Origin of the sequence: Quyinboa sediminis, from assembly GCF_042219855.1 — a bacterium.
In the GTDB taxonomy this organism is placed as follows: Bacteria; Bacteroidota; Bacteroidia; order Bacteroidales; family UBA5342; genus JBHJHP01.
On sequence record NZ_JBHJHP010000006.1, the window covers coordinates 191,120 to 204,296 of the forward strand.

Genomic DNA, 13,177 nt, shown 5'->3' on the forward strand with positions numbered 1-13,177 from the left:
ATTTTAATCTTGTGTCTTGATTCTTGTTTTCCTAATTCCTAATTCTTCATTTGTAATTGTCTACACTTCCAGTTCATTAAACAATCGCGCTGTTTGTCGCTTATAGATCCCGATTCCGGACAATGCATTGCCCAGAACCATTGCAATTATGCCCGGAATAAATCCAATATAGTAGGCTTCCGGAGTGACCTCTGTTCTGAACACCGTTGGCAACATCATGCTGCTCCCCTGGAAATTAATACCCAGATCCAGACCATTAATCTGCAGATAGTATCCAGCGCTCAGGCCAATAATCGTTCCAATAACTGATCCTATCGTTCCAATCAGTGCCGCTTCGTATATCAACGACAGGTATATGTGTGTTTTATCTTCGCCAAGAGCCAGACGAACGCCAAATTCTGTATAACGCCTTAAGCCTCCCAAAAGGCCCATGTTCCACAACACTATGCTCATGGCCACTACAAAAATAAAGGTGAAAATAGTGCCCATCATGTTCATAGCCATGAGATAAACATCCATCCCGTTCTGATCCTTTAATTGTCGCATCTCGGGCGAAAATTCATCGTTAGGATTGTAATATTCGGCATTAAATTTTTGTTTTATAGCTTCGGCTTCATCCATATTATAGCCGTCATTCATGAACCCCAGAATTTCACCGGAAGCATTCTGCATATCAAAGGCTTTCTGCGCATCGGTAATATCAATCAGTATAGCTCCTCTATCCAGTTGCTGGTTCCCGAACCTTACGGTTCCGCAAACTTTAAAATTATAAAACATCATGCTTCCGTACATGGTAGATCCAAACAGGGTAACCTCACTGCCTACCCTTACATCATATTTTTCTGCAAACATATCGCTGATCAGCGCATCTCCCGGTACTGAAGGCAGTTTCCCTTTAACAATGGACTTCGGGATATTCATGCGTTCTGCTTCTTTGCTTCCTTTTGAGAAAAAGTCTATGGCCTGACCAATGGCTGGTCCCTGTGCCCTGGTCTCCCCATTTGTATCGGCAACATCCAGTAATCCGCCGAATTTGGTCCGTTCAACCCATTCAACATCAGGAAATTCCTTTTGTAATCTTTCCATCAACTCATTTACATCAAGAAGTGCAAGATCATTGGCTGCCATCGTGCTTTCGGCATAAGCATGCGTTGTTATTTTCAGATGGCCCAGTTCATAATTCGCATTCATGTTTATCATATCTGAAAAGATACCTCTCATCCAGGTGCTAAGGAACACGGTTAGTGTTACTCCGAGGGCCACAATGATAATTGGGATTACGCTGCGGTTCTTATCTCTGAGTATGCCTTTAAATAAGAATTTTATCATTGTATTTTGCCTTTAAGTGCTTCAGTTGGTTTGAGCCGGGCAATTTTACGTGCCGGAATAAAACTCACAATAGTAGCTGTTAGTATCACCAGTAAAACAGTTGATAGAATCAGTCCCAGAGAGAAGTAAGGATAAATCACATCAGACATGGCAATACCGATATCTGCGTCTCCCATTGGGAGCGGGAAGCCTTTTTTGGCCAGATAGTAGAAGATCGGAGTTCCGTAGATTGTTGCCAGGATGGCTGCAAATATGCTGTATGCAGTGCCTTCTACCGTAAAGATCCTGACAACCTGCCACCGGGTCATACCGAGTGCAATGTATGTACCTATTTCTTTCTGGCGTCTGAAGATTGACAACACCTGTGTGTCAAAAATGGCCAGTAAAGCCAAAACCAAAATCAGTCCCCATAACAAAGAGGACCCGCCTTTTTTTGATTTTATCAGCATGTCAATGTCTTTAAAAAGGTACTTCTGGTCCTTAAATTTCCAGTTTTCAATATCTCCTCCCGGATAGCTATTGCCTGCAACAAATATGGTTGCTTCATTTTGCATCCCTGTCATATCCTGCAATTTGTCAAGTGGAAGCCATATGATTCCTGCATCAACTGTTGGGACTATGGTTTCAAATATGTCCACAATTTTTACTTCACGGGCATCAAAGGTTCCGTTTTTGTCTCTCCAGCGTACCAGCAGTGTGTTCCCCTTTTCTGTCTTCATTGCCCTGGCCATTCTCTTCCCTATAATTGCAGGGAGAACGTCTGATGTCTGTTCCAGATCCTTTGTCGGTAATTCCAGTATTTTCTGTTCCGGTTCAATTCCTTTCAGCAGAACCGTCATCATACGACCTTCGGGATACACGGATGCCTGGCTATACAAAATTGGTGTCAGTTCATCTTTGTTTATCAGACTCTGAATTTCTGGGCTTACAGGTGCATGTGCATCCTGATACGTATATACATCCAACGGATCAAAATCCGGGTGCCAAAGTTCGCCTTTGCCTACTTCCCATGCCTCGGTTTCATGTTTGGCCTGTACATTCCATCCTTCAAACAAACCGTTGTAAAAAACAATCAGGAAGAATGCAAATGAAAGCACACCGGCATTTAGCCAGGTGCGGAGGCCTGCACCCAGTAAATTTTTAAATGCTAATCGTATCGCAATCATAGCAGTAAATTTAAGGTTGAACCTTGACCTTTTGAGGTTTCATTATTTCATCACTGGCTACTTTGCCATCAGAGAGCGTTATTTTTCGTTTCAGGTACTGCATCACTTTTTCGTCGTGTGTGGCAAAAATGAACGTTGTTTGAAGTTCCTCGTTCAGTTTTACCATGGTTTGCAGTATGTTGTGTGAATTCTTTGAATCGAGGTTTGCGGTCGGTTCATCTGCCAGAACAATTTCCGGTTTTTTTACCATGGATCTTGCGATGGCTACCCGTTGACTTTCACCGCCGGAAAGTTGAGAAGGCCTGGATTTTACTTTATCCGTAAGTCCGACCCATTCCAAAGCTTCCATTACCATTTTTTTGCGTTGTGCGCTTGTAAGGTTTTGAAGCAAAAGTGCAAATTCCACATTTTCAAATACCGTATAAACGGGTAACAGGTTATACGTTTGAAATATAAAACCGATGTGGAGGTTGCGTAGTTTGGCAGACTTTTTATGGCTCAGGTCTGAAACCGATTGTCCTAAAACTGCTGCTGAACCTTCAGAAGGCACATCCAGGGACCCGATAATATTCAGAAGCGTTGTTTTTCCTGATCCGCTTGGTCCGACCAGCCCTGCAAATTCTCCTTTGCCGAAGCTCAGGTTTATATCTTTTAAGGCTGTAAACTCACTGTTCCCTGCCGGAAACTTTTTGGTGAGATGTTCAATCGTGATGATTTCCATAATATGATGGTTTAATGACGTTCATTTTAATGATTAAATACCAGCATCAACTGAATGCCTTTCCCTCCGAAAATATTGGTCGTTCCGCCCTGAAGCGGTATATTGAAATTTTCAGGATTCCAGTAAGCCATAACATAAAGCGTTAGCTTATTAAACTGCCGTTGATAGTTGATAAAATTATACGCATTGTTGTTCGTCCAGTCGTAATATACGATGGCACTGATCTGATCAAAAATACCAATAGGGTAGGACAATGAGAGCAACGAAAAAGTTGCCGCTTGTTTCATGGCAAATGCCTTTTCATCAAAGGAGAATACAAGTTGCTCAAATGCAGTATATAGGCCACTCCCAATGCCAAACGTGTAGTCTGCTCCGGCGTTAAAAACTTCCTGGTTTTTGAGCCATCCCAGATCTGCCTGTTTATTAATCCATGATCCTTCCAGCCAGAATCCGATGACATAGTCCAGCCGTATATCATAACCAAATCTGTTTTCCGGGATTTTGTTAAAAACGGGCAGATTTAAGTCCGTGAGATTTTCTGTGCTGGCAAACCGGTGGTGGTATGTTATTCCGGATTCACCTGAAGGAACCGGAAACTGAAACCGACCGCCAAATTCGGGAAAGTTGGTATTGGTTTGCGCCTGTTCCCATCCTTTAGGATTTTTATTTCCGGCCAGACCCCATACCCAGATGTTGGCATTGTTTAAAAAATAATACCTGCCCAATACGCCCCAAACACCATCAGTCAGTTTCAGCGGATCACGCGGATCAATCTGATCAAACCACATTAAGGGGCGTAGCATTGTTGCTGAACCGAAATTGATTTTCTGAAGGCCTGCACGAACTTCAAACTGCGGTGTGCTGTACCTGATCCATGCACGGTATGGTTTTATTTTTCCGTCTGTTTCAGCATCGGTAAACGGATCAATAGCCGCTGTACCAAATATGTTTCCTGAAGCTTCAAGATCAAACAAGCGGTTTTCTTTCAGATTGATTCTGTAGTTTATTTGTGGCAGGTATCTGCCTCCAAGCAGGACCGACTCTTCGTTTGAAGGATTGTAGTGTAGCCACGAAATGGCCTGTCCCCTGAATTCAAAAGGTTTCTCAGCACTCTGTGCATCTGCATTCGTTGCGATGAGAATGCAGATCGTATACCATAATATGGTTAAAAATCTATTCATTTTTCCGGGGAATGATCCCGTAAAACATCATGTTCATAAACTCCATGATGACGCTTTGTACATTATTATTATACATAGCCACCAGTTGAGGATCGGCAACCATTTCAGTCATTTTGTTGCTCAGATAGAATATAAAATCAATGTTGACATCCTTTCTGATGGCACCTTCCTGTTGTGCACGGGCGTAATCTTCCCTGACCATATTTACCATTCGTGCAGTAATCTCAATAAAGAAAGCTTTCAGTTCATCACTCCATCCGGAATAAACATCAGCGATGAAGGCTTCGCTGATATTAATAGTGCCCTCGAATTTCATCCGGACCTGTTCCTTAATTTTTTCCTCAAACGGAATGTTGCGTGCCATTAAGGCTTTATAGTCCTTTTCAGCTTTTGAGAATATATTGCTTATAACAATTCTGGCCAGTTCAATCTTGTTTGGGAAAAATCGGTAAAAAGTCATTTTGCTGACACCTGCTTCTGTACAGATTTCTTCTATGGTGACCCTTTTGATGCCAAATTTCCAAAACAGATCGTGTGCCGTTTTTGTAATTTGTTTGTATTTCGGATTTGATTTGTGACCTGACATCTGATTTAAAATTTACAATAACAATGCAAATATACGAAATTAGTAAAATAAAACAAATATCGTATAGTAAATTATTTATCGTATAGTTATAACTGCATCTGTAATTAAAGGAATGCGCAAGGTTTTTTGTATTATTTTTTTATATCTATAGATATAAGGTATCGCTTCTTTGTTAAAACTTTGAATTGCATTTGGTTTATAAGGGCTGAATTCCTTTAATTTGCAAAAATTTTAAAAGGTTGACTTCTGTTATGGTTGAAAATTTAGTGATCGTTGAGTCCCCCGCAAAAGCAAAAACAATTGAGAAGTTTTTGGGAAAAGATTACGTTGTAAAATCCAGTTTCGGTCATATCCGTGATTTGAAAAAAAGGGATTTAAGCATCGATCTGGAGAATAATTATCAGCCACATTATACGGTTCCAACAGATAAGAAAAAAATTGTTACGGAATTGAAAAAAATGGCTGCCGATGCTAAAACGGTTTGGCTCGCATCCGATGAAGACCGTGAGGGAGAAGCTATTGCGTGGCATCTGGCAGAGGCTTTAAATCTGGATCATGCTAAAACGAAACGTATTGTTTTTCACGAGATTACCAAAGATGCCATCCTGAATGCCATTAAAACACCACGAAAAATAGACCAGCATCTGGTTAATGCGCAACAGGCACGCCGTGTCCTTGACCGCATTGTCGGATTTGAAATTTCGCCAATTTTATGGAGAAAGGTAAAGCCAGCATTGTCTGCCGGAAGGGTTCAGTCGGTAGCTGTAAAATTAATAGTGGAACGCGAACGTGAAGTAGAAGCGTTTGAGCCACAATCGTCATTCCGGGTCATTGCCGAGTTTCTGGTCCCCAATGAAAATGGAGACAATACCCTATTAAAAGCCGAATTATCCAAACGGTTTAAAACAGCTGAGGAAACAGCGACCTTTTTGCAGGGCTGTGCCGGAGCTGATTTTGTTATAGATGATATTTCGAAAAAGCCGACCAAAAAATCACCAGCTCCACCATTTACAACATCAACCTTGCAACAGGAAGCCAGCCGTAAATTGGGCTATTCTGTGTCACAAACCATGTCAATTGCGCAGCGTTTATACGAATCGGGACATATTACATATATGCGTACCGATTCTGTAAATTTATCAAGTCTGGCCATCAATACCTCTAAAAGTGAGATCATTGAACAGTTTGGAGCAGAATATTCAAAAGTCAGAAAATATTCCACACAATCAAAAGGGGCCCAGGAAGCACACGAAGCCATTCGTCCCACTTATGTGAATCAGCATGAGATTAGCGGATCGGCACAGGAGCAGCGTCTGTATGAGTTGATCTGGAAACGGACAGTAGCTTCACAGATGAGTGATGCCCAACTGGAAAAAACCACTATCAAAATAGGGGTTAGCGGTCATGATGAATATTTCAATGCAACAGGTGAGGTGATCAAATTTGATGGTTTCCTTAAGTTATACATTGAATCGAGTGATGATGAAGATAACGGATCGGAAGAAAATGGATTGCTGCCGGCTGTAAAACTGAACCAGCAGCTTGATCTGAATCAGATTGTGGCTACAGAGCGGTTCACACAAAAACCACCGCGATACACAGAAGCCAGTCTTGTCCGTAAACTGGAAGAGTTGGGTATTGGCCGTCCATCAACATATGCGCCAACCATTTCTACCATTCAGAACCGGGAATATGTGGTGAAAGAGAGCCGCGAAGGAGATACAAGGGAATACGCAGAGCTTGTTCTGAAAAATGGCGCTGTAAAAGAAACAACCAAAAAGGAAAATTACGGCTACGAAAAATCAAAGCTGTTTCCAACGGATATTGGTATGGTGGTGAATGATTTTCTGGATGAGAACTTTACCAACATCATGAATTACAACTTTACTGCCGAGGTTGAGAAGGAGTTTGATGTGATTGCAGAAGGGAAGCTGGATTGGACCAAAGCGATTGATGAGTTTTATAAGGACTTTCATCCAACCGTGGAGAAAAGCAAGGAACGTTCTGATACCAAGGTGGGTGAACGGATCCTTGGAACCGATCCTAAATCCGGCAGACAGGTATCTGTAAAAATCGGTCGTTTTGGCCCTATGGTTCAGATCGGAACTGCAGAGGAAGAGGAGAAACCACAGTTTGCAAGTCTGCTGAAGGGACAGAGCATCAACTCCATTAATCTGGAAGAAGCGCTGGAACTGTTTAAGCTGCCACGTGAAGTGGGCGAATATGAAGGCGGAAAAGTGGTGATAGGCGTTGGTCGTTTCGGGCCTTATGTTCGTCATGCCAGTAAGTTTGTCTCTTTGGGTAAGGAAGATGATCCTTTATCCATAACCCTCGGGCGATCCATTGAACTGATTGAGGCCAAGCGTGAACAGGAAAAAAACAGTCTGATTAAAACATTTGATGAAGAGCCTGATCTTCAGATTCTGAAAGGACGTTTTGGTCCTTACATTAAATACAAAAAGAAAAATTTCAAAATTCCCAAAGGAACCGATCCTGAAGCATTAACCCTGGAAAAATGCATGGAACTGACTAAAGATTCCGGTTCAAAAGGAAAAAAAACAGCTGGCAAAAATTCAAAGAAAACAGCCACAAAGAAGTCAGCAAAGACATCTAAAAAATAAGTTTGATGATCCGGTTTTCAAAAAAGATTCTGAGCAACGGACTTAAGGTTGTTCATCATTTCGATGCGTGCTCACCCATGGTGGCTGTTAACCTGCTTTATAATGTGGGGGCCAAAGATGAGTCTTCCGAGCGAACCGGATTTGCGCATTTATTTGAGCATTTAATGTTTGGCGGCACACCTTTGGTGCCTGTATATGATGAACCTGTGCAGCAGGCCGGTGGTGAAAACAACGCATGGACCAGCAACGATTTTACAAATTACTACCTGACCCTGCCCAAACAAAATGCTGAAGTGGGATTCTGGCTGGAATCGGACCGGATGAGAGGACTTGCTTTTTCACCCAAAAGTCTTGATGTCCAGCGCCAGGTGGTTATCGAAGAGTTTAAACAACGTTACCTGAATCAACCGTATGGTGATGTAACCTTGCAACTTAGACCGTTGGCCTACAAGGTGCATCCGTATCAGTGGCCGACAATCGGAAAGACAATAGAACATATCAGGGAAGCGCATCTCGATGAGGTGAAAGCATTCTTTTATTCCCATTATGCACCGAATAATGCGGTATTGTCCGTTTCGGGTGATATATCGGCAGAACATACATTCCGGCTGGCTGAAAAGTGGTTTGGGGATATTGAAAGACGCCAGATCATACCGCGTATGTTACCGGCTGAACCGGATCAAACCGAACGCCGTGAACTGACCATTAAAAGTGATGTTCCTCTGAATGCCCTGTTTATGGCATTTCATATGTGCAGCAGAACGGACAGGGATTATCATGTCACAGATCTGATATCTGATATCCTGTCCAATGGAAATTCAAGCAGGCTTTATGAACGATTGGTGAAAGATGAACCTGTATTTGTGGATCTTAACGCTTATATCGGAGGAGATATTGAACCCGGATTATTTTATGTTACAGGAAAGGTTAACCCCAAATACGCCATCAGGGATGCTGAATTGCGGGTTCGGCAGGAACTGGACCGTATTATGAATGAGCCTGTACATGAAACAGAGCTGCAAAAGGTTAAGAATAAGGTAGAAGCTTCGCATGTATTTGAGGAAACGCATTATCTGAATAAAGCCATGAACCTGGCGCTGTTTGAATCGCTTGGTGATGCCGGAATGATCAATAATGAATCGGATAAATACCGCAATGTAACAATTGACGATATACAACGGGTCAGTCGCCGTTTGTTCAGGAAAGAGAATGCATCTGTACTGTATTATTTATCAGAATCATCCGAAGCATGAATAAAAACACTAAAATACCGCTGATCCTGCCGGCAGAGCCTTTTCGTCCGGATGCACCACGAATTTCTGAAATGAGCAACGGTGTAAAACTGTATGCTTTCCCCCGGGGTGATCAGGATATTGTGAAAATTGATGTGGTATTTGAAGCCGGTACTGTGCATCAGCCAATCTCCCTGGTTTCGTTACTTACCGGTACCCTGCTTAAGGAAGGTTCCCGCTCATATAATAGTGGTCATATTGCCTATCAGCTGGATTTTCATGGTGCATTTCTGGAATTTACCAATGGTTTTCATTACAGTACACTTTCCTTATATGCCCTGAATAAGCATCTCCCGAAGTTGCTGCCACTTTTGGCCAGCATCATACATGAGCCATTATTTCCGGAAAAAGAATTTGAGGTTATTCTGGATAACAGGAAACAGGAGTTTTTGGTTAATCTGCAAAAAGTGAAACTGCTGGCCGCAAAAGATTTCAGCAGAAGATTATGGGGAGTGAACCATCCCTATGCCCAGCAGGCTGCAGAAGAAGATTTTGATAAGGTAAATACCGGTCATTTGCAACGGTTTTATAATGCGCATTATTCAGCTAATAAATGCACCCTGTTCGTTTCCGGTAGAGTAGATGAAAAGGTGATTAACATAATCGATAAATACCTGTGCGTGGGTTGGAACGGATCAACACCGGAAAACGGCACGCTCAGTTTTACGGCTGAACCTGAAAATCCGGGTATCTATTATGTCCCTAAAGAGGGCGTGCAGTCTGCAGTAAAGGCAGGCAGACATGTAATGGATAAGGGCGATGAGGCTTTTCCTGCATTTCAGTTGCTTTGTGGCGTTTTAGGTGGGTATTTCGGAAGCCGCCTGATGCGTAATATCCGTGAAGATAAAGGATATACCTATGGTATAGGTTCTTATGTGGTAAATCAGCCTTTAGGATCGTATCTGGCAGTGTCAACTGAAACAGCAAATGAATACCGGGATGCTGTGATTGGAGAGATTAAACATGAAATGGTGAGGCTTCAGCGCGAGGCTGTGCCGGAAGCTGAGCTTCAGATGGTGAAAAACTATCTGAGCGGAGAGATGATGCGAAGCTTTGACGGTCCATTTGCCATCACAGATGTTTACAGGTCGTTGTGGGAAAACGGACTTAATTTTGATTTTATCGAAAGATATCTTGAAGTGATGGATGCCACAACTTCAGAAACACTGCAAGCGCTTTCAGAAAAATGGCTGAATCCCGATGATCTGATCATTTCCGTAGCAGGTAATGAAAAGTAGTCCCCTGAAAACTTCAACAATCAATAATTTTCTGTGCGTTTGATATTTACTCACATAATTTATATTGCAGAACTATTCTAAAACTGCTATTTTTGCATCAGGTTTAACAGTAATAACATTCAATCAATTAAAACCGCATTTATGAATCCACAAGCCAAAGAATTAAACGACATTATACAGGCAAAAAGCCCTGTCGTTTTCGACTTGTTATCGGAAAAAGGGAAAAACATTTTCTTCCCTAAGAAAGGAATCCTTGGTCAGACCGCTGAGGCTAAGGGGACCAGGATTAATGCCACAATTGGTGCTGCCATTGAGGACGATAACAGTCCGATGCGCTTACCATCCATTGAAAAAAACATCAATCTTGACCCTTCACTGGTTTTTCCATATGCTCCAAGTTTCGGACGTCCGGATATCCGTAAGAAATGGAAAGAGATGATTTATGAGAAGAATCCGGGACTTAAGGGTAAAAGTTTAAGTCTGCCTGTGGTAACCAATGCACTGACGCATGGGATAAGCATGATGGGATATATGTTCGTAAATGATGGTGATGAAGTTATCGTCCCCGATCTGTTCTGGGGCAATTACAACCTGATACTTACCAATGCTTACGGTGCAAAACTGGTAAAATTCAACACGTTTAAGAATAACGGATTTGACGTTGATGCATTAAAAGAGCAGTTACTGTCAGCCGGAGAAAAGAAAATTGTTATCCTGAATTTCCCGAATAATCCAACCGGTTATACGCCAACTTTCGCGGAGATCGATGCAATTATTGCTGCTGTGAAAGAGGCTGCAGAAGTCGGTAAAAAAATTGTTGCGGTAACTGATGATGCGTACTTCGGACTGGTTTATGAAGATGGAGTAGCCACAGAGTCCGTATTTACCGGACTTGCCGATCTTCACGAAAACGTATTGGCTGTTAAAGTGGATGGTCCTACAAAAGAAGATTATGTATGGGGATTTCGTGTTGGGTTTATCTCTTACGGGTATAAAGGAGCAGATGAGGCTGTTTTCGGTGCTCTGGAATCCAAAACAGCTGGTGCCGTGAGGGGAAACATTTCAAATGCCGCAAATATATCACAGTCGCTGTTGTTGCATGCGTTTGAATCCCCGGATTATCAGGCGGAAAAAGCACGCAAGTTTGATCTTATGAAGAAACGCTATGATGCAGTAACTGAAGCTCTGAAAGAAGAGAAATATAAAACCTATTTTAATGCCCTGCCATTTAATTCAGGTTATTTTATGTGCGTAAAATTGAGAGAAGGAATGGAAGCAGAAAAAGTTAGGCAGATACTTATTGAAAAATACAGCATAGGCCTTATCGCGTTAGGTGATATTTTACGTATTGCATTTTCTGCTGTTGCAGCCGGTGACATTAAAACCATGTTCGAAGGTATTTACAATGCCTGTACCGATGCTGATGCTTAAGCAGATAAAAATATATCATTGGAACCCGTGACTTTCGTTGCGGGTTTTTTTGTGCCGTATAATTCAGTTCAGAACCAGATAAAAGCCATAGATATTATTGGCTGAATTGAGGAGGTTTGTTATATTTGAGTGATATTCTAAAGTGCATGTTATGCTATGGACAAATTATCATTGTCACACTCAGTATTGTGATGGAAGGGCTGATGCGAAGGATTTTGTTAAGGCTGCAGTCAGAGCAAATCTAAACAAGCTGGGTTTTTCATCGCATTCTCCGGTCCCGTATCATTCCGACTGGAATATGAAAGCATCCGACATGCCCCTGTACATCAATGAGGTTCTTTATCTGAAGGAAAAGTACTGTCATCAGATTGAAATTCTTCTGGGCATGGAAGTGGATTTTATTCCCGGAATATTTGGTCCTCAAAGTAAGGAAATAAAAGTACTGCCTACCGATTACCTGATTGCCTCTGTGCATTATCTTGATTATTTTGATGATGGGACCCCGTGGTCTGTGGATGGCCCGGTTGAATGGTTTGATCTTGGTATACGGCAAATTTTTAACGGTGATATCCGGAAGTTTGCAAAGCGTTTTACAGCCATCTCCCGTGAGATGATCGAACATAACGGGTTTGATATTGTGGGACATATAGATAAAATGTATCAGCATGGTTCCCGTTATCATGATGTTGGTGAAAAATGGTACAGAGGCCTGGTTGGTGAGTTGCTTGAAGCGGCAGGACAGCAGGATCTTATTGTCGAAATCAACACCAAGTCATACAGAAAGCTCGGATTTTTTTATCCGCACCAGTCGTTTTTTAAACTGTTGAAGGATCTTAATATCCGGATCACCATAAACAGTGACACACATGATCCTGAAAAAATTGATCTGGCATTTAATGAGGCTGCGGACGCTCTGACCCAGGCCGGAATTAGTACCGTATTTGAGTTTATTGATGGAGAATGGACAGATTGTAAACTGACTAAAAAAGGAGTGTTGGTATGATGCTGATTATAATAATAGCGATAACGGCACTAGTGTCTGCGCAGGGATTCCGGGATAATGTGATGCTGAACAAGCTGTCGTTTAACCCGCATAAAATAAACTATCACAATGAATACTACCGTATATTCAGTTACGGGCTCGTTCATGCCGACTGGATGCATCTGGGGGTTAATATGTTTGTGCTTTACATGTTTGCTGATTCACTGGAACATCAGTTCAGCTATAATGTAAATATTCTGAATGGAACATTTTTGTTTACTCTGCTTTACATAACGGCTCTGCCGGTTTCTTCGGCCATATCCTATAAAAAGCATAAAGACAATCCTTACTATACTGCTATTGGAGCTTCAGGTGCAGTGTCGGCAGTTGTGTTTGCCACTATCTTTTATGATCCCTGGCGAATGCTCTATTTCTTTGGGATTATTCCAGTTCCGGGCATCATCTTCGGAGCAGGTTATCTCTATTATTCCTGGTATATGAGCAGAAAAAATATTGACAATATAGGGCATGATGCTCACTTTTGGGGTGCAGTTTACGGTTTTATTTTTCCGTTATTGATACATCCGTTAAGTATTTTTGATTTTATTTCGAAATTGAACCCCTTTTAAA

General features: G+C 41.9%; 11 protein-coding genes. 6 read left to right on the forward strand and 5 right to left on the reverse strand.

Annotation, left to right across the window (positions count from 1 at the left end):
• Window positions 1-60: 60 nt before the first annotated feature.
• From ACE1EF_RS15185 to ACE1EF_RS15205, 5 genes are read right to left on the reverse strand one after another with little or no spacing between them, the layout of a single operon-like run.
• Window positions 61-1,329 carry an ABC transporter permease gene (locus ACE1EF_RS15185; RefSeq protein ID WP_375721531.1) on the reverse strand — a complete coding sequence of 423 codons (1,269 nt, stop codon included), beginning with the start codon at window positions 1,327-1,329 and terminating at the stop codon, window positions 61-63.
• Complete coding sequence (locus ACE1EF_RS15190; RefSeq protein ID WP_375721532.1) at window positions 1,326-2,495, reverse strand: ABC transporter permease; 1,170 nt, start codon at window positions 2,493-2,495, stop codon at window positions 1,326-1,328. The genes ACE1EF_RS15185 and ACE1EF_RS15190 overlap by 4 nt, the downstream gene beginning before the upstream one ends.
• A gap of 10 nt (window positions 2,496-2,505) precedes the next feature.
• Window positions 2,506-3,216, reverse strand: coding sequence for an ABC transporter ATP-binding protein (locus tag ACE1EF_RS15195; protein ID WP_375721533.1), 711 nt, complete (start codon window positions 3,214-3,216; stop codon window positions 2,506-2,508).
• Window positions 3,217-3,242: 26 nt separating this feature from the next.
• A complete protein-coding gene (locus ACE1EF_RS15200) occupies window positions 3,243-4,397 on the reverse strand; it encodes a hypothetical protein (protein WP_375721534.1) in 1,155 nt (384 codons plus the stop codon).
• The gene (locus ACE1EF_RS15205) at window positions 4,390-4,983 is read right to left on the reverse strand and encodes a TetR/AcrR family transcriptional regulator (RefSeq protein WP_375721535.1); all 594 of its coding nucleotides are present in this window, start codon (window positions 4,981-4,983) and stop codon (window positions 4,390-4,392) included. The genes ACE1EF_RS15200 and ACE1EF_RS15205 overlap by 8 nt, the downstream gene beginning before the upstream one ends.
• Before the next feature lie 251 nt (window positions 4,984-5,234).
• Between ACE1EF_RS15205 and topA the strand changes: the two genes are divergently transcribed.
• The 6 genes from topA (at window position 5,235) to ACE1EF_RS15235 (ending at window position 13,176) form a co-directional block, all read left to right on the forward strand.
• Window positions 5,235-7,604, forward strand: a complete 2,370-nt coding sequence (gene topA, locus ACE1EF_RS15210) for a type I DNA topoisomerase (RefSeq protein WP_375721536.1) — start codon at window positions 5,235-5,237, stop codon at window positions 7,602-7,604.
• Window positions 7,605-7,609: 5 nt separating this feature from the next.
• Complete coding sequence (locus tag ACE1EF_RS15215) at window positions 7,610-8,857, forward strand: M16 family metallopeptidase (protein WP_375721537.1); 1,248 nt, start codon at window positions 7,610-7,612, stop codon at window positions 8,855-8,857.
• A complete protein-coding gene (locus tag ACE1EF_RS15220) occupies window positions 8,854-10,134 on the forward strand; it encodes a M16 family metallopeptidase (protein ID WP_375721538.1) in 1,281 nt (426 codons plus the stop codon). Before ACE1EF_RS15215 ends, ACE1EF_RS15220 begins: the two co-directional genes overlap by 4 nt.
• 141 nt (window positions 10,135-10,275) lie before the next feature.
• Entirely contained in the window at window positions 10,276-11,565 is a 1,290-nt protein-coding gene (locus ACE1EF_RS15225; RefSeq protein WP_375721539.1) for an aminotransferase class I/II-fold pyridoxal phosphate-dependent enzyme, read from the forward strand.
• Between the two features lie 151 nt (window positions 11,566-11,716).
• Window positions 11,717-12,568 (forward strand): histidinol-phosphatase, encoded by an 852-nt coding sequence (locus ACE1EF_RS15230; RefSeq protein ID WP_375721540.1) that lies wholly within the window; start codon window positions 11,717-11,719, stop codon window positions 12,566-12,568.
• On the forward strand, window positions 12,565-13,176 hold the full coding sequence (locus ACE1EF_RS15235; RefSeq protein ID WP_375721541.1) for a rhomboid family intramembrane serine protease: 612 nt from the start codon (window positions 12,565-12,567) through the stop codon (window positions 13,174-13,176). Before ACE1EF_RS15230 ends, ACE1EF_RS15235 begins: the two co-directional genes overlap by 4 nt.
• The last annotated feature ends 1 nt before the right edge of the window (window position 13,177 follow it).

Coding starts and splice junctions, on each gene's coding strand:
- topA (WP_375721536.1), top strand. CDS start 5,235: ATGGTTGAAAATTTAGTGATCGTTGAGTCCCCCGCAAAAGCAAAAACA.
- ACE1EF_RS15195 (WP_375721533.1), bottom strand. CDS start 3,216: ATGGAAATCATCACGATTGAACATCTCACCAAAAAGTTTCCGGCAGGG.
- ACE1EF_RS15230 (WP_375721540.1), top strand. CDS start 11,717: ATGCTATGGACAAATTATCATTGTCACACTCAGTATTGTGATGGAAGG.
- ACE1EF_RS15190 (WP_375721532.1), bottom strand. CDS start 2,495: ATGATTGCGATACGATTAGCATTTAAAAATTTACTGGGTGCAGGCCTC.
- ACE1EF_RS15200 (WP_375721534.1), bottom strand. CDS start 4,397: ATGAATAGATTTTTAACCATATTATGGTATACGATCTGCATTCTCATC.
- ACE1EF_RS15205 (WP_375721535.1), bottom strand. CDS start 4,983: ATGTCAGGTCACAAATCAAATCCGAAATACAAACAAATTACAAAAACG.
- ACE1EF_RS15185 (WP_375721531.1), bottom strand. CDS start 1,329: ATGATAAAATTCTTATTTAAAGGCATACTCAGAGATAAGAACCGCAGC.
- ACE1EF_RS15220 (WP_375721538.1), top strand. CDS start 8,854: ATGAATAAAAACACTAAAATACCGCTGATCCTGCCGGCAGAGCCTTTT.
- ACE1EF_RS15235 (WP_375721541.1), top strand. CDS start 12,565: ATGATGCTGATTATAATAATAGCGATAACGGCACTAGTGTCTGCGCAG.
- ACE1EF_RS15225 (WP_375721539.1), top strand. CDS start 10,276: ATGAATCCACAAGCCAAAGAATTAAACGACATTATACAGGCAAAAAGC.
- ACE1EF_RS15215 (WP_375721537.1), top strand. CDS start 7,610: ATGATCCGGTTTTCAAAAAAGATTCTGAGCAACGGACTTAAGGTTGTT.